Here is a 16662-nt window from a genome sequence, read left to right as displayed (position 1 = left end):
ATTACATGCGCTCCAGGGTGTATATGCCCAGCACGCCCAGGCCCAGCTTGAGCACTTTGGCGGTGGCGGCGCACAGCAGCAGGCGGCTGTTGCGGGTCGCTTCGTCCACGCCATCCTTGTTGATCGGGCAGGCTTCGTAGAAGGTCATGAAGTTGCCGGACAACTCGTACAGATAGGTGCACAGCAGGTGAGGCATGCCCTTGTCCGCCACGCCGTTGACTGCGTCGGAGAACTGGATCAGCTTCTGGGCCAGCACCTCTTCGGCCTCTTCGTTCAGGGTCACGTGGCCGGTCAGGGCCTCGGCATCTATGTTCGCCTTGCGGAAGATGGACTGGATGCGGGTGTAGGCGTACTGAAGGTAAGGGGCAGTGTTGCCTTCAAACGACAGCATCATGTCCCAGTCGAAGATGTAGTCGGTGGTGCGGTTCTTGGAGAGATCCGCATACTTGACCGCGCCCATGGCGATGGCGTGCACCACCTTGGCCTTCTCTTCGGCAGAGAGGTCGCTGTTGCGGCTCTCCAGCAGGGCGGCGGCGCGCTCTTCCGCTTCGTTCAGCAGGTCGACCAGCTTGACGGTGCCGCCGGAGCGGGTCTTGTAGGGGCGGCCGTCCTTGCCCAGCATCATGCCGAAGGCGTGGTGCTCAAGCGGTACGGATTCCGGCACATAGCCCGCCTTGCGGGTGATGGTCCAGGCCTGCATCAGGTGCTGGTGCTGACGGGAGTCGATGAAGTACATGACGCGGTCGGCGCCCAGGGTTTCGTAACGGTATTTGGCACAGGCGATGTCGGTGGTGGTGTAGAGGAAGCCGCCGTCGCTCTTCTGGATGATGACGCCCATGGGCTCGCCATCCTTGTTCTTGAACTCGTCGAGGAAGACCACGGTCGCCCCTTCGCTCTCGACCGCCAGCCCCTTGGCTTTCAGGTCGGCCACGATCTGGGGCAGCATGTCGTTGTACATGGACTCGCCCATGATGTCCTTATTGGACAGGGAGATGTTCAGGCGCTCGTAGTTGCGCTGGTTCTGCTCCATGGTCATGTCGACCAGCTTCTTCCACATGGTGCGGCAGTACTCATCGCCCCCCTGCAGCTTGACCACGTAGTTGCGCGCGCGCTCGGCGAAGGCTTCGTCCTCGTCGTAGTGACGCTTGGCCTGGGTGTAGAAGGCTTCCAGGTCCTTGAGCTCCATGTCGGAGGCGTGCTCGTTGGCCATCTTCTCCAGATAGGCGATCAACATGCCGAACTGGGTGCCCCAGTCGCCGATGTGGTTGGCACGCACCACCTTGTGGCCGAGGAACTCCAGGGCGCGGGCGGCCACGTCACCGAGGACTGTGGAGCGGATGTGGTGCACTGCCATCTCTTTGGCGACGTTCGGCGCCGAGTAGTCCACCACCACGGTCTGTGGCGCGGGCAGCTTCACGTTGGCGTTGGCGGAGGTCACCATGGCTTCCACCTGACCGGCCAGCCAGCTCGGGTCGAAGAAGAAGTTGATGAAGCCGGGGCCTGCGATCTCGACCTTGGCGATCAGATCGGAGGCGGGCAGGTGCTCGATGATGGCAGCGGCCAGCTCACGGGGGTTCTTGCGGGCCGGTTTGGCCAGCAGCATGGCCAGGTTGGTGGCCAGGTCGCCGTGAGCCTTCTCCTTGCATCGGTCTACTTGCACCCGGGCTTCCAGGTCGGCCGGCAGGACGCCCGCGGACTTGAGATTGGCTACCGTTTGTTCAAGTAGATGATGAATATGCTCTTTCATAACTGACCACCGAGGTTGCGCGTCGAAAAATGACTGACTGGATAAGGGCGTGAATTTTACCCGCATCGGGCCGAGAAAACTATAGGAATGGCCCGACCCCCTTGGGGTGGCGGATATTTCACTGCGTTTTTCACCACATTGCAGAATATTGATTTGAATAAGTGGTGGTTATCCATTTCTACTGCATATCGAAGCGGCTTGTCCAGGCTATTTTCCCCTGATTGTTAAGGGGTTATTTATTCCAATTTGGTCTGAATGATCCCGCTCCGTCTGGCGGTCGTATCCTTAGAGGAAGTCGCTAGAGGACGATTCCCATGACACTGGTGCTGTTTCCACTCTCCGCCCACCTACTGCCCGGCGGCATCATGCCGCTGCGCATCTTCGAGCCCAGGTATCAGCGCATGATAGCCGAGGCGCAGGAGCGGGAGTTTGCGCTCTGCATGCTGGACCCCCGCCAGCCCGATGCGCTGCGCAACATGTATCCCATCGCCACCCGGGTGCGGATCATCGATTTCGATCTGCTGCCGGACGGCCTGCTCGGCATCACAGTGCTCGGGGTGGAGCGGGTCAAAATAGTCGACCTGTGGCAGGAGCCGGATGGCCTGCGGGTCGGCGAGGTGGAGCCGCTGCCCCCCTGGCAGAGAGGTCGGCTCAAGGCCGACCAGCACTCCCTGGCCAAGGCGTTGCAGGACGTGTTCAACGACTATCCGGAGTACGCGGCCCTCTACCCGGAACCCGACTGGAACGATGCCAGCTGGGTGGCACAACGCTGGCTGGAGGTGCTGCCCATCCCGGTGGAGCAGAAGCAATGGCTGGTCGCGGCCAAGGACAACCAGCCTGCCCTCTCCCTGCTGAGCGGCCTGCTGGTCGCGAGCCATTGAATTCCCGTCCCCGGTGATCCTTTTGCTCCGCCCGTCGTAATAGTGATGACAGCAACATTCAAGGGATGGCGCAATGGCATATACTGGCCAACCACAATCGGCTCTACGCAGGACATCGCCCCCCATGGACAACCCAGATGGCGATCTGACGTCTCTTCTCATCCGGGTGGCCGAGCACGGCGACAAGGTCGCCTTCGCCACCCTGTTCCAGCACTTTGCACCGCGCATCCGCAGTTATGGGATGCGCCATCTCGGCAGCGAGGCCAACGCCCTCGAGCTGGTGCAGGAGACCATGCTGCTGGTATGGCAGAAGGCGCGGCTCTATCACCCCGAGAAGGGGGCGCCGACGACCTGGATCTATACCGTCATGCGCAACCAGAGTTTCGACATGCTGCGGCGCCGTCGCGCCAGCAAGGAGGATCTCTGCGCCGAGGAGCTGTGGCCCCTGCTGGAGTTCAGGGCGGAAGAGGAGCACCTGAGCGGTGGTGAAGATGCGGTGCTGACCCGCCAGATGGCAGATTACCTCGCCACCCTGCCGGAGCCGCAACAGCAGGTGGTGCGCGGCATCTATCTGCAGGAGTTTTCCCAGCAGGAGCTGGCCGACAGGCTAGGCGTGCCGCTCGGGACCATCAAGTCCCGCCTCCGGCTGGCATTACAGAAACTGAAAGAGCAAGTGGAGCAAGGCCATGATTAAGACCCATCCGACCGAACTCATGTTGCGGGCCTTTGCCGCCGACGAGTTGCCCCTGCCGCTGGCCGTCGGTGTCTCTGCCCATTGCGAGCTCTGCCCCGATTGTGCCGCCCGACTCAAGGGCTGTGAAGAGGAGCTGGCTCGCCAGTATCTGGAGCCGGCAGATCAGCCTGCGGCGATAAGCGAGACCATGCCGCTGGAACTCGACGCAATGCTGGCAGGCATACTGCAACAACCCGTGGCCAGCCCGGTCGAACTCGGCCAACCGGTACGGCTGGCGCCCGAGCTGCGGGTGGCAGGCCAGAGCTACCACCTGCCACGGGTGCTGGCCCGCCACCATGCGCCCAAGTGGCGCCATATCGGGGCCATTCGCCAGCACAGTTTGCCTCTGGACGAGATGGGAGCCCGCGCCAGCCTGCTCCATATCGAGGCAGGCGGGTACATCCCTGAGCATACCCACAAGGGTTATGAACTGACGCTGTTGCTGGGAGGCACCATAGAGGACGGCGACACCCGCTATCAGGCGGGAGATTTCATCTGGCGCGATGCCAGCCATGCCCACAGCCCGCACACCCCGGACGGCTGCCTCTGCTACACGGTGCAGGATGCGCCGGTGCAGTTCACCAAGGGCCTGTCGCGACTGCTAAACGGCATCAGCCATCGCCTCTACTGAGCCATGTCGGACAGCAAAAAGGGACCATAAAGGTCCCTTTTTTCATGAGGCAATCCCTCGGGATCAGGCCACGAACACCAGGTAGACGGCGAAGGCCACCACGAAACGGTAGATGGCGAACGGGATGAAGTCGAGGCGACGGATCAGCGCCAGGAAGGTCTTGATGGCGACCATGGCGACCGCGAAGGCGGTGACGAAGCCCACCGCAAACATGGGGAAGTCGGCCATGGAGAGGAAGTCGCGGCTCTTGTAGAGGTCCAGCCCGCTGGCTGCGATCATCATGGGCACCGCCATGATGAAGGAGAACTCGGCCGCCGCATGGCGACTGATGCCCATCAGCATGCCACCGCTGATGGTGGCGCCGGAGCGGGAGAAGCCGGGCCAGAGCGCCAGGCACTGGAACAGACCGACGCCGAACGCCTGCTTGTAGCTGATGTCGTCCAGGGTCTCGGCGGTCACGGCGGGGCGGAACTTCTCGGCGATGATCAGCAGGATACCGCCGGCCACCAGGGCATACATCACGGTTTCAGGGCCAAACAGATGGGCCTTGATCCAGCTGTGGATGGCCAGCCCGATGAGCACGGCGGGCAGCATGCCGAGGATGATGTGCACCAGGGAGAGGGTGGCATGCCCAGGTGCAGGTTTCTGGCCGAAATGGATTCCTATGAGGCCGAAAAGGCGGCGCCAGAACATGACGACCACCGCCAGGATGGAGCCCAGCTGGATCACCACCTCGAAGGTGGCGGCCTTGGGGCCTTCGAAACCGAGCAGGTGGCCGACGATGATCATGTGGCCGGTGGAGGAAACGGGCAGAAACTCGGTCAGGCCTTCCACTATGCCCAGCACGAAGGCCACAAACAGGGCGTAGGATTCGGTCATGGTACAGATCTCTTGGTTGATGGGTCCGGATAAAATCAGCCCCGATCAGGGTCGGGGCGGCCAATGATGGCGGAAAATCACGCGGGCAACCAGAGAATATTGGGGACTCCTGTGCGGTTTCCGGCCCTTGTCTGGCGGCCGGTACTTTCCGCATGGTGCAGGGTCAGGGCGCAGCGGCTTTAGTAGCACTACCTCGGGCTCCGTCACCGCCCCGTCACCTTCTGACATGGCCGCGACGCTCAGTCAGCCGCCCGTGGCGGGGTCAATTCGTCATGCCAGCACCGCCAGGATCTGCTGCTGCAGCGCCTCGTCCAGTGGCGGCAAGGCCAGTGCCTCGACCGCGCTCACTATCTGCTGCGGGCTGCTGGCGCCGATCAGTGCGCAGCTCACCACGGGATCGCGCAGCACCCACTGCAATGCCAACTGTGACAGGGGCTGCCCCCTCTGCTGCGCCAGGGCGTGCAGGGCGCGAATGCGGGCCAGCTTGTCTGCGGTGATCTGGTCGGGCTGGAGAAAGGGGCTGGCGCTGGCGGCGCGGGAATCCGCCGGGATCCCTTCCAGATAGCGATCGCTGAGCAACCCCCCCGCCAGGGGCGAGAAGGCGACCACCCCCATCCCCTGTTCTCGGCAGACCGGCAGGGTCTCGGCCTCGATGTCGCGCTGGAACAGGGAGTATTTGAGCTGGTTGACCAGGCAGGGGGTGCCGAGTTCGGCCAGCCGGGTCGCCGCCCTGGCGGCAAGCTCGGCCGGGTAGTTGGAGAGGCCGACATAGAGCGCCTTGCCCTGGCGTACCATGAGCGCCAGCGCCTGACAGGTCTCCTCCAGCGGGGTGCAGGGATCCGGTCTGTGGTGATAGAAGATGTCCACATAGTCGAGCCCGAGCCGGCGCAGGCTCTGGTGCAGGCTGGCAAACAGGTATTTGGCGCTGCCGCCGTCGCCGTAGGGGCCGTCCCACATCACGTAGCCCGCCTTGCTGGCGATGATGAGCTCGTCTCTGTAGGGGGCCAGACTGCCCTTGAGCACGCCGCCGAAGGTGGTTTCGGCGGAGCCTGGCGGTGGCCCGTAGTTGTTGGCGAGATCGAAGTGGGTGATCCCCAGATCGAACGCCTGATGCACCATGGCCTTCACCCTGGCGGGATCGCTCCCGGCACCGAAGTTGTGCCAGAGCCCGAGACCGATGCCGGGCAGGCGCAGGCCGTGGCGACCGGCGGCTCTGTAAGCTTGGCGCTGGTAGCGATCCGGCGCGGCGAGGTAGTGATCATCCATGTTCATCAAGGCTCCTGAGTTGGCTCGGTGGACTGTCGTTAGCAAGCGGAGGTGAAGAGCCCCACTCCTCCCCTTCATAAGGGGAGAAGCATCATCGCACCTCCCCCTTTCGAAAGGGGGACGTGAGGGGGTCTTAGCCTGCGGGGATCAGACGGTAACGGGTCTGATGGTGATACAGCTGGCCCGGCAGCAGCCAGGGGTTGCCGAGCTCCGGCCGGTTCGGGCTGTCCGGCAGTTGTTGCGCCTCCAGGCAGAAACCGTCGTAATCCCGGTATGGCCGGCCGCTGCGGTCCGGCGTGTTGGCCAGCCAGTTGCCGGTGTAGAACTGCAAGGAGGGCTGGTTGGTGTGGACCTCCATCACCAGTTGTTCATCCCCCGAGACCACCCGTGCCGCCCACGCCTGTTCGGGGCCGTTCAGCACAAAGGCGTGGTCAAAGCCCTTGGCCTGTTGCTGCTGGGGATGGCTCAGCCAATCCTGGCCAATGAGGCGCTCATTGCGCAGATCGAAGGGGCCCTCCACCGGCGTGATGGTGAGCGGCAAACCGCTCTGGTCGGTGGGCAGGAAGCGATCGGCATTGATGCTGATGGCATGATTGCGAATATCGGAGCGCACATCGCTGCCGCCCTGGTGGCCATCGAGATTGAAGTAGGCGTGGCTGGTGAGGCTGACCGGGGTCGGTGCATCCGTGCTGGCCCTGAAGTCGACCACCAGATCGTGCTGCTCCAGCCGGTACTCCAGGGTCACTCGCAGGTTGCCGGGGAAGCCCTGATCTCCTGCTCTTGATAGCAGCGCCAGCCTGACCCTGTCCGCCTCCTGCTCCTTGATCTGCCAGGGCTGGCGATGGAATCCGTCGCGCCCGCCGTGCAGGCAGTGGGGGGGCTGATTGGCGTCGAGAGACCAGCGTTCGTCCCCTCGCACCAGCTCGGCGCCGCCGATGCGGTTGGCAAAGCGACCCGCTACTGCCCCCAGCCACACCTGCTGGGCGGCATAAGCCTCGTCGGCGCAGCCCAGCAGCACTTCACGGCGCTGGCCAGCTACCGGCAGGCTGAGGGAGGTGAGGGTGGCGCCAAATTCGAGGCCGCGCAGGTGCAGCCCCTCCTCGTTTTCCAGTTCGAATGTTTTCATGGTTTGCCCGTTTCGATGATCGGTGACCTGTCACTCATGTGCTTCCCGTTAGAGCCTGCCCGCCCCGGCGCTGGCGCGGCAGACATAGCAGTCCGCCTGGAGGCCAAACCTGGCCGGGTACTCGGCCTCGACCACGGCGATCACCTCGTTCACCCGCTCCGGGCGCAGCAGGGCCACCACGCAGCCGCCGAAGCCGCCCCCTGTCATCCGCACACCGCCTTCGCTGCCGATCTGGGCCTTGATGATCTCCACCAGGCCGTCGATGGCGGGCACCGTGATCTCGAAGTCGTCGCGCATGGCGGCGTGGGACTGCCCCATCAGTTCGCCGAGGCGTACCAGATCGCCGCTCGCCAGGGCGTCAGCGGCGGCCAGGGTGCGGGCGTTTTCCCCCACCACGTGGCGGGCGCGGCGATAGCAGGCCTCGTCCAGCCCGGCCTTGCCCGCTTCCAGCGCGGCCAGATCCAGGTCGCGCAGCGCCTTGACCCCGTAGTGACGGGCGGCGGTCTCGCACTGCTGGCGGCGGGTGTTGTATTCGCTGTCCACCAGGCCGCGGCGCACGTTGGAGTTGACGATCAGCACCGCCAGATCCTCGGGCATGGGGATGAGGCGGGTCTCCAGGGTGCGGCAGTCCAGCAGCAGGGCATGATCCCGTTCGCCGCTCGCGGAGATCATCTGATCCATGATGCCGCAGTTGCAGCCGACGAACTGGTTCTCCGCCTGCTGGCCGTTGAGGGCGATCTCGGCCTGGCTGATGGCAAGCCCCTGGGCTTCCTTGAAAGCCTGGCCGATGGCCACCTCCAGGGAGGCGGAGGAGGAGAGGCCGGTGCCCTGGGGCACGTTGCCGGAGACCACCAGGTTGAGGCCGCGCAGGGCATGGCCACGGGCCTGCAGATGCTTGACCACGCCGCGGATGTAGTCGCTCCAGCGCTGGTCCGGGTGATGGGTGATGGGCTTGTCCAGGCTGAACAGATCCCGCTGGTTGCCGTAGTCGGAGGCGATCACGTGCACTAGGTTGTCGCTGCGCCGGCCGATGGCGACGCAGGTCTCGTAGTCGATGGCACAGGGCAGCACGAAGCCGTCGTTGTAGTCGGTGTGCTCGCCGATGAGGTTGACGCGACCGGGGGCGCGCACCAGCAGGTCGGGTTGTTGCTCAAACTGCTCGGCAAACACGGCGCTGACGCGTTGGCTGGGAGTCATGGGGTCACCTCATTGGCTTTGTAATGAACGGGGGAGAGGGAACGCAGGCGTTCCGCGGCTTGTTCCGGCGTCAGGTCCCGCTGGGTTTCGGCCAGCATCTCGAAGCCCACCATGAACTTGCGCACGGTGGCCGAGCGCAGCAGGGGCGGGTAGAAGTGGGCGTGCAACTGCCAGGCCTCGGGACAGTCCGAGTTCGGCGGCGCGAAGTGCCAACCCATGGAGTAGGGGAAGCTGCACTCGAACAGGTTGTCGTAGCGGCTGGTGAGCTCCTTGAGCGCCACCGCCAGGTCTTCTTGCTGCTCCTGGGTGAGATCCAGCATTGAGGGCACATGGGCCTTGGGCAGCAGCAGGGTTTCGAACGGCCAGGCCGCCCAGAAGGGCACCACCGCCAGCCAGTGTGCGGTCTCCACCACGATGCGGGATCTGTCTTGCAGCTCCCGCTCCACGTAGTCCAGCAGCAGCGGGCGGCCATGCTCGGCCAGCCAGGTGCGCTGGTGCTGCTCTTCGCGGGCTATCTCGTTGGGCAGGAAGTCGCTGCCCCACAGCTGGCCATGGGGGTGGGGGTTGGAGCAGCCCATGACGGCGCCCTTGTTCTCGAACACTTGCACCCATTCCCACTGGCTCGACAGCTCGGCGACCTGGCTCATCCAGGTGCGGATCACCGCCTCGATGGCGGGCAGCGCCAGTTCGGGCAGGGTCTTGCCGTGATCCGGCGAGAAGCAGATGACCCGGCTGGTACCACGAGCGGCTTCCAGCTTGAGCAGGGGATCCTGCTCGTCGCCGGCGGCCGGGGTGTCCTGCATCAGGGCGGCGAAGTCGTTGGTGAAGACGAAGGTGTCCCGATAGTCGGGGTTCTGGTCGCCGGTGACGCGCTTGTTGCCGGCGCAGAGGAAGCAGTCCGGATCGTGGGACTGGCTCGGCGCCTGGCTTATTTTTTCGACCTGACCCTGCCAGGGGCGCTTGGCCCTGTGGGGGGAGACCAGCACATACTGGCCGGTCAGCGGGTTGAAACGGCGGTGGGGGTGATCAACAGGGTTGAACATCATCACTCCAGTCAATGAGTTGAGAAAATCGTAACGGGCAGGCCGGCAGGCCTACTCCTCGTAACCGTTCGGGTTGGCGAGCTGCCAGCGCCAGCTGTCGGCGCACATGGCGGCGAGATCCCGGCTGGCATGCCAGCCCAGTTCGCGCTGTGCCTTGGCGGGATCGGCCCAGCATTCGGCGATGTCGCCCGGGCGCCTGGGCTCGATGCGATAAGGCAGTGGCTTGCCGCAGGCGGCTGAGAACGCCGCCACCATCTGCAGCACGCTCTGGCCCTGGCCCGTGCCCAGGTTGTAAGGGTGGACGCCGCCTCGCCCCGCACAGTGGTGCAGCGCCTTGACGTGCCCCTCGGCGAGATCCATCACATGGATGTAGTCGCGTACCCCGGTGCCGTCCGGAGTGTTGTAATCGTTTCCAAAGACCGAGAGGCAGTCGCGACGGCCAATGGCTACCTGGGTGATATAGGGCATCAGATTGTTGGGAATACCCTGGGGATCTTCCCCCAGGGTGCCGGATTCGTGGGCGCCGACCGGGTTGAAGTAGCGCAGCAGCGTCATGCTCCAGTGGGGCTCGGCGGCCTGCAGATCCTCGAGGATCTCCTCGATGATCAGCTTGGAGCGGCCGTAGGGATTGGTGGCGCTGCGCGGGAAATCTTCCCGGATGGGGGTGCTGGCCGGGTCGCCGTAGACGGTGGCCGAGGAGCTGAACACCAGGTTGTGAACCCCGGCCCGCTTCATCGCCTGCAGCAGCACCAGGGTGCCGCTCAGGTTGTTCTCATAATATGCGAGGGGGATCCGGGTCGATTCGCCGACCGCTTTCAGGGCGGCGAAGTGGATCACGGCGTCGATCTGCTGCTCGGCGAAGATGCTGTCCAGCAGTGCCGGGTCACGGATGTCCCCCTGATAGAAGCGGGGCCGCTGCCCGCTGATGGCGGCAACCCGTGTCAGCACGGCGGCCTTGCTGTTGCAGAGGTTGTCCACCACCACGGGTTCCATGCCTGCCGCCTGCAAGGCCAGACAAGTGTGGCTGCCGATATAGCCGCAACCGCCGGTCACCAGTACTCTCATCCTCTTCTCCACCGTTTGCGCCTCACGCAAGGAAAGCCTGAGCAGGAGTCTAGCCGAGGGGCTGACGGGTAAACTGTGAACCGGTTAACAAATAGATGGAAACGTTTACATGTCCTTGTGTGGCGATAAATGCATCGACATAGCTTTCCCCCCTGTTATCAGTGACATTGCTCGGTATAATGGCGCCATATCGAACCGTGAAATAAGTGAAAACAGAATGAGCACCATCAAGGATGTCGCCCGTTTGGCCAACGTATCGGTGGCAACGGTTTCACGGGTGATGAACAACTCACCCAAGGCCAGTGCCGCCTCCCGCGAGGTGGTGCAGAAGGCCATGGCCGAACTGGGCTACACCCCCAACGCCAACGCCCGGGCCCTGGTCAGCCAGACCTGCGACACCATGGGCGTGGTGGTCGGTGACGTGGCAGATCCCTTCTTCGGGGCTCTGGTCAAGGGGGTCGCCGGGGTGGCGGTGGAACAGGGGCTGCACCTGCTGATGGGAAATGGTTTTCACCGCGCCCAGCAGGAGCGGGAAGCCATCGATCTGCTTATCGGCAAGCGCTGCGAGGCGCTGGTGGTGCACAGCAAGGCGCTCAGCGACGAGGAGCTCATCGACTATGCCCTGCGGGCCCCTGGCATGGTGCTGATCAACCGCGACATTCCGGGTCTGAGGGGCCGCTGCATCGCCCTCAACAACCGGCAGGGGGCCGCCACCGCGACCCGCCATCTGCTGGAACTGGGGCATCGCCACATCGCCTTCCTCAGTTCGGATCATGCCATCGAGGATGCCATGCTGCGCCATCAGGGTTATCAGGATGCCCTGGCCGAGGCTGGCCTGAGCGCCGATCCCGAGCTGGTGGAGAGCGGCATGCCCAATGAAGAGGGCGGTGAGCGCGCCATGCTCAACCTGCTGGCCAAGGGGTTGCCCATCACGGCGGTGGTGGCCTACAACGATGCCATGGCGGCAGGCGCCATCTCGGTACTGGCAGACAATGGTCTCAAGGTGCCTGAAGAGGTCTCGGTGGTGGGCTTCGATGACATCATCTATGCCAGATACCTGAGGCCCAAGCTCTCCACCATGCGTTATCCCATCGAACTGATGGCCGCCCAGGCCGCCAAGCTGGCGTTGCAACTCGCCGCAGGGGAGAGCGAGACGGTGCAGAGCCGGATCTACACCCCGACCCTTATCAACCGCCACTCGGTGGCGCCCGTCAGGCTCTGATCGTTGCGTCTCCTTGCCGCCGTCATGGCGGTGGCGTGACGGCGGTTGGGGCATGTCTACTGGCTCATGCTGCTGCGAAGCGCCCCAGTCTCTAATCAACCGCCACTCGGTCGTACCCATCGGGTGTGCCCTCTGCCTCTGTCATGGCGGTGGAGTGGGGACTGAGGCACCGATAGACGCCCACGCCCCTGTTCAACTGCCGCTTGATGGCGCCCGCCTGTCTCTGCTCAACCGCCTTCCGATGGCATTCCCCAGACTCTGAAGGTGATGTTTCTTGCCGCCTTCTGACGGTGGATTGGAGGCAGTTGAGTAGCCGCCTCTGATGACTTGCCCTAAAAGTCGCCATTCGAAACTCGATATTTCTCTCTTTTTCCACGGTTCCCCCGTCAGGATCATCCTGTTTCAGCCTGACTATCCTACGGAGCGATCTTTTACCCTCATTTAGCTAATTTTTACTCTGTTTTACTTAACAAAACAGGTGTAATCGTTTACATCTGTGTGAGCGGGATCGCCGATCATCGGGCAAAACTCCCCTACACTGCATGCGTTATCGGCGTTCATGCAGGGAGAGAGAAGAATGCTCAGGGAGATAGTGGCCCGTCAGGACTGGCAGACCCAGGCGATTACCTCGGTGAATCGTCTGCCTGCCCATACCCCCTTGTTCAGCTGGCGCAGCGAGGCCGATGCCCGTGCCGGGCTCCCTTCGCCGTCCCGCATGCTGCTCGACGGCGACTGGCGTTTCTCCTTCTTCGGGGCCCCCGAGCTGGTGCCCGAGGAGTGGCTGAACGAGGATCTGCCCGACTCGACCCTCATCAGGGTACCTGGCAACTGGCAACTGCAGGGGTTTGATCGCCCCATCTATACCAACATCAAGTACCCCTTCCCCTGCGATCCGCCCCGGGTGCCGGCAGAGAATCCCACCGGTTGTTATTCCCGCGAGTTTGAACTGCCCGTCGACTGGCTGGACAGCGGTCAGACCCGCATCATCTTCGACGGGGTGGACAGCGCTTTCCATCTGTTCTGCAACGGCCGCTGGGTCGGTTACTCCCAGGACAGCAGACTGCCCGCCGAATTCGATCTCGGCGACTTCCTGCAGGCAGGCACCAACCGGCTGGCCGTGCTGGTGCTGCGCTGGTCCGATGGCTCCTATCTGGAGGATCAGGACATGTGGCGCATGAGCGGCATCTTCCGCTCCGTCAGCCTGTTGCACAAACCCGAGCGCCGGCTGCTGGACGTGCGGCTGACCCCGGTGCTGGACGCCTGCTACCGGGATGCCCGTCTCAAGGTGGCGCTGCAGGTCAATGAAGGCGCCGGGCTGGCGGTGGAGGCGAACCTCTATTTCGGTGAGCAGCCGGTTGCCCGCCTGCGTCAGCCCCTCGGTACCGGCCCCATCGACGAGAAGGGTGCCTACACAGACAGAGCCGAGCTGTGGCTGGAGGTCGCGGCGCCGCACAAGTGGAGCGCCGAGACGCCGCATCTGTATCGACTGACCCTGACCCTGCTGGACGAGCAGGACGAGCCCATCGAGAGCGAGGCCCATGACGTGGGTTTTCGGGCGGTGGAGATCAAGGGCGGCTTGCTGAGGGTCAACGGCCAACCGTTGCTCATTCGCGGCGCCAATCGCCACGAACACGATCCCGCCTGGGGCCATGTGGTAACCCCGGCCGCCATGGAGCAGGATCTGCGGTTGATGAAGCAGCACAACTTCAACGCGGTGCGCTGCTCCCACTACCCTAATCATCCCGAGTTCTACCGACTGTGTGACCGGCTCGGCCTCTATGTGGTGGACGAGGCGAACCTGGAGACCCACGGCATGACCCCCATGGGGCGGCTGGCACAGGATCCCGCCTGGAGCAACGCCTTCCTCGAGCGGGTCACCCGCATGGTGGCGCGTGACTTCAATCACCCCAGCATCATCATCTGGTCGCTGGGCAACGAATCCGGCTATGGTCCGGCCCATGACGCCATGTACCAGTGGGTCAAACGGGCCGATCCGAGCCGCGCGGTCCAGTACGAAGGGGGCGGGGCCGATACCCCGGCCACCGACATCATCTGCCCCATGTATGCCCGCACCCATCAGGATCAGCCTTTCCCGGCTGTGCCCAAGTGGGCGCTGGCCAAGTGGATAGGTCTGCCGGAAGAGACCCGGCCGCTGATCCTCTGCGAATATGCCCACGCCATGGGCAACAGCTTGGGGGGTTACGCCCACTACTGGCAGGCGTTTCGCGATCATCCCCGTCTGCAAGGCGGTTTCGTGTGGGATTGGGTGGATCAGGGGCTAGACAAGCAGACCGACGATGGCCGTCATTTCTGGGCCTATGGTGGTGATTTCGGCGATCTTCCCAACGATCGCCAGTTCTGCTGCAACGGCCTGCTGTTCCCTGATCGCACGCCTCATGCCGCCTTGTTCGAGGCGAAGCGGGCCCAGCAACCCTTCGTGCTGTCCTTGGTAGGCCAGAAGCCGCTGACGGTGGAGGTCCATAGCGAATACCTGTTCCGCACCACGGACAACGAAGTGCTGCGTTGGCAACTGCTGGAGGACGGAGTGGTGCTGAGCCAGGGCGAGTGCCCACTCGCGCTCGTGCCTCAGGGGCGGGCAACGCTGACCCTGCTGGAGCGGCTGCCCGGCTTTGCCGCGGGCGCCCTCGCCTGGCTGGATCTGGCCATAGTGCAGCCCACCGCCACGGCCTGGGCTGGGGCGGGTCACGAGGTGGCGCGTCAGCAATGCATGTTGCCGACTCCTCTGGCCATGCCCGTTACCCGGGCTCCCGCCCCCTTGAGCGAGCAGCCTGACCACTGGCTGGTGCGTGCTGCGGGCAGCGAGTGGCGGCTGGACAAGGCCAGCGGCCGTATCAGCAGTTGGCAGAAGCAGGGCCGTGAACAGCTGCGTGACGCCATCGCCGATCACTTCTACCGGGCGCCGCTTGACAACGACATTGGCACCAGCGAGGCGGATCACGCGGATCCCAATGCCTGGATTGCCCGCTGGCAGGAGGCCGGGCTCAATGATCTGCAGCACCGCTGCCTCGGCCTGGAGGCGAGCCCGGCTCAGGGTCTCATCACGGTGCTTCATGGCTACTTCGTGGCCGACGAGCTGAAGATACTGACCCGCTGGCACCACAGGTTCGATGCCGATGGCGTCATGACGCTGCACATCGAGGTGGAGATCGCTGCCGACATGCCGTCGCTGCCCCGCATCGGCGCCAGGCTCTGGCTGGCCGGCGAGGTCGACGAAGTGAGCTGGCTGGGGCGCGGTCCCCACGAGAACTACCCGGACAGGCTGCTTGCCGCCGACCTCCATCGCTGGCAGCTGCCGATTGCGGCCCTGCACACCCCCTATGTGTTCCCGACCGACAACGGATTGCGTTGCGATACCCGTCAGCTGCGGCTCGCAGAGGTGAGCATCGAGGGCAAGTTCCACTTCAGCGTCAGCCACTACAGCCAGCAACAGCTTGCCCAGGCCCGTCATCAGACCGATCTGGTGGCCCAGGGGGGAGTACACCTCTGTCTGGATGGTTTCCACATGGGTGTAGGGGGCGATGACTCCTGGAGCCAGAGCGTGCGGCCTGAATTCTGGTTGTTGCCTGGAAGTTACAGCTGGAACTGCATTTTTCGCTAGATGGACTAGTCTTGGATGGTGAGGCCTCGAAGGAGGCCTTAACTTACATAACTATTTAATTTTTAACAATATTGCTTCTATGTAACAGAGTGTAAACGTTTTCATTTTGTTGCCATGATCACAGACCGTCACACAACAAACTGATTACATTAGGCTGGCGCCAGTTCAAACGGTGTACAGCATTCCCTACAAAAACAGATATTAGAGATCGGAGCATAACAATGAAAAAACTCACGACAGTTGCCACCTTGCTGATGGGACTGATGGCGGGAGCACAAGCCCAGGCCGATACCCGTATCGGTGTCACCGTCTACAAGTATGACGACAACTTCATGGCGGTAGTGCGCAAGGCCATCGAGAAGGAAGCGGTAGCCAATCCCGGTGTGGAGCTGCTGATGAATGACTCCCAGAATGACCAGTCCAAGCAGAACGACCAGATCGACGTGCTGCTCGCCAAGGGCGTGAAGGCGCTGGCCATCAACCTGGTTGACCCGGCTGCGGCCCCTGTCGTGATCGAGAAAGCCCGTGCCGACGAGATCCCCGTGGTGTTCTACAACAAGGAACCGAGCGCGGCCGATCTGGCCAGCTATGACAAGGCCTACTACGTGGGCACCGACTCCAAGGAGTCAGGGATCATCCAGGGCCAGCTGATCGCCAAGCACTGGAAGGCACACCCGGAGTGGGATCTAAACAAGGATGGCGTCATCCAGTTCGTGCTGCTCAAGGGCGAGCCGGGCCACCCGGATGCGGAAGCCCGTACCACCTACGTCGTCAAGACTCTGAATGACGGCGGCGTCAAGACCGAGCAGCTGCACATGGATACCGGTATGTGGGATACCGCCATGGCGAAAGACAAGATGGACGCCTGGATCTCCGGCCCCAACGCCAACAAGATCGAAGTGGTCATTGCCAACAACGACGGCATGGCAATGGGTGCTGTTGAATCCCTGAAAGCCCAGGGCAAGACTGCCATCCCGGTGTTCGGCGTCGATGCCCTGCCGGAAGCGCTGGCCATGGTCAAGAGCGGTGCCATGGCGGGTACAGTGCTGAACGATGCGGCCAACCAGGCCAAGGCGACCTTCGAGCTGACCAAGAATCTGGCTGAAGGCAAGCCGGCCGGTGAAGGCACCAACTGGAAGATCGACAACAAGGTCGTGCGCGTTGCCTACGTGGGCGTAGACAAAGACAACCTGTCCCAATTCGAGTAATTCCTCCCCTCAGGGCAAGGGAGATCCCCTTGCCCTTTTTTCAAC

Annotated in this window: 13 protein-coding genes; 6 read left to right on the top strand and 7 right to left on the bottom strand. The window is 63.2% G+C overall.

The window, feature by feature from the left end; all coding sequences use genetic code 11:
• Position 1: 1 nt before the first annotated feature.
• On the bottom strand, positions 2-1747 hold the full coding sequence (gene argS, locus PG898_RS09710) for an arginine--tRNA ligase (RefSeq protein WP_270823886.1): 1746 nt from the start codon (positions 1745-1747) through the stop codon (positions 2-4).
• A gap of 314 nt (positions 1748-2061) precedes the next feature.
• On the opposite strand from argS, the gene PG898_RS09705 reads away from it, so the two are divergent.
• The 3 genes from PG898_RS09705 (at position 2062) to PG898_RS09695 (ending at position 3992) form a co-directional block, all read left to right on the top strand.
• Positions 2062-2628: an LON peptidase substrate-binding domain-containing protein gene (locus tag PG898_RS09705; RefSeq protein ID WP_041206584.1), complete on the top strand. Its 567-nt coding sequence runs from the start codon at positions 2062-2064 to the stop codon at positions 2626-2628.
• Positions 2629-2752: 124 nt separating this feature from the next.
• Positions 2753-3322, top strand: a complete 570-nt coding sequence (locus PG898_RS09700; RefSeq protein ID WP_005328392.1) for a sigma-70 family RNA polymerase sigma factor — start codon at positions 2753-2755, stop codon at positions 3320-3322.
• Positions 3315-3992, top strand: coding sequence for a ChrR family anti-sigma-E factor (locus PG898_RS09695; protein WP_270823887.1), 678 nt, complete (start codon positions 3315-3317; stop codon positions 3990-3992). The genes PG898_RS09700 and PG898_RS09695 overlap by 8 nt, the downstream gene beginning before the upstream one ends.
• A gap of 63 nt (positions 3993-4055) precedes the next feature.
• Here PG898_RS09695 and bacA read toward each other — a convergent pair whose 3' ends face one another.
• From bacA to galE, 6 genes are all read right to left on the bottom strand, one after another.
• Complete coding sequence (bacA, locus tag PG898_RS09690) at positions 4056-4871, bottom strand: undecaprenyl-diphosphate phosphatase (protein ID WP_005328388.1); 816 nt, start codon at positions 4869-4871, stop codon at positions 4056-4058.
• 270 nt (positions 4872-5141) lie between these two features.
• Positions 5142-6137 carry an aldo/keto reductase gene (locus tag PG898_RS09685; protein WP_270823934.1) on the bottom strand — a complete coding sequence of 332 codons (996 nt, stop codon included), beginning with the start codon at positions 6135-6137 and terminating at the stop codon, positions 5142-5144.
• A 133-nt stretch (positions 6138-6270) separates the two neighbouring features.
• Positions 6271-7263 (bottom strand): galactose-1-epimerase, encoded by a 993-nt coding sequence (galM, locus tag PG898_RS09680; RefSeq protein ID WP_270823888.1) that lies wholly within the window; start codon positions 7261-7263, stop codon positions 6271-6273.
• Positions 7264-7311: 48 nt separating this feature from the next.
• Positions 7312-8460, bottom strand: coding sequence for a galactokinase (galK, locus tag PG898_RS09675; protein WP_270823889.1), 1149 nt, complete (start codon positions 8458-8460; stop codon positions 7312-7314).
• Positions 8457-9503 carry a UDP-glucose--hexose-1-phosphate uridylyltransferase gene (locus tag PG898_RS09670; protein WP_270823891.1) on the bottom strand — a complete coding sequence of 349 codons (1047 nt, stop codon included), beginning with the start codon at positions 9501-9503 and terminating at the stop codon, positions 8457-8459. Before PG898_RS09670 ends, galK begins: the two co-directional genes overlap by 4 nt.
• A 51-nt stretch (positions 9504-9554) precedes the next feature.
• The gene (gene galE / locus PG898_RS09665) at positions 9555-10568 is read right to left on the bottom strand and encodes a UDP-glucose 4-epimerase GalE (protein ID WP_270823892.1); all 1014 of its coding nucleotides are present in this window, start codon (positions 10566-10568) and stop codon (positions 9555-9557) included.
• 217 nt (positions 10569-10785) lie between these two features.
• On the opposite strand from galE, the gene PG898_RS09660 reads away from it, so the two are divergent.
• From PG898_RS09660 to mglB, 3 genes are all read left to right on the top strand, one after another.
• Positions 10786-11790: a substrate-binding domain-containing protein gene (locus PG898_RS09660; protein WP_005328123.1), complete on the top strand. Its 1005-nt coding sequence runs from the start codon at positions 10786-10788 to the stop codon at positions 11788-11790.
• Positions 11791-12367: 577 nt separating this feature from the next.
• A complete protein-coding gene (locus tag PG898_RS09655; RefSeq protein WP_270823893.1) occupies positions 12368-15409 on the top strand; it encodes a beta-galactosidase in 3042 nt (1013 codons plus the stop codon).
• Between the two features lie 221 nt (positions 15410-15630).
• On the top strand, positions 15631-16617 hold the full coding sequence (gene mglB / locus PG898_RS09650) for a galactose/glucose ABC transporter substrate-binding protein MglB (protein WP_041206574.1): 987 nt from the start codon (positions 15631-15633) through the stop codon (positions 16615-16617).
• Positions 16618-16662: the final 45 nt, after the last annotated feature.

Source organism: Aeromonas sp. QDB31, from assembly GCF_027707605.1.
GTDB classification, from domain to species: domain Bacteria; phylum Pseudomonadota; class Gammaproteobacteria; order Enterobacterales; family Aeromonadaceae; genus Aeromonas; species Aeromonas media.
The sequence above is the reverse complement of the archived record's forward strand: the minus strand, read 5'-3'. Positions and strand labels throughout refer to the sequence as shown.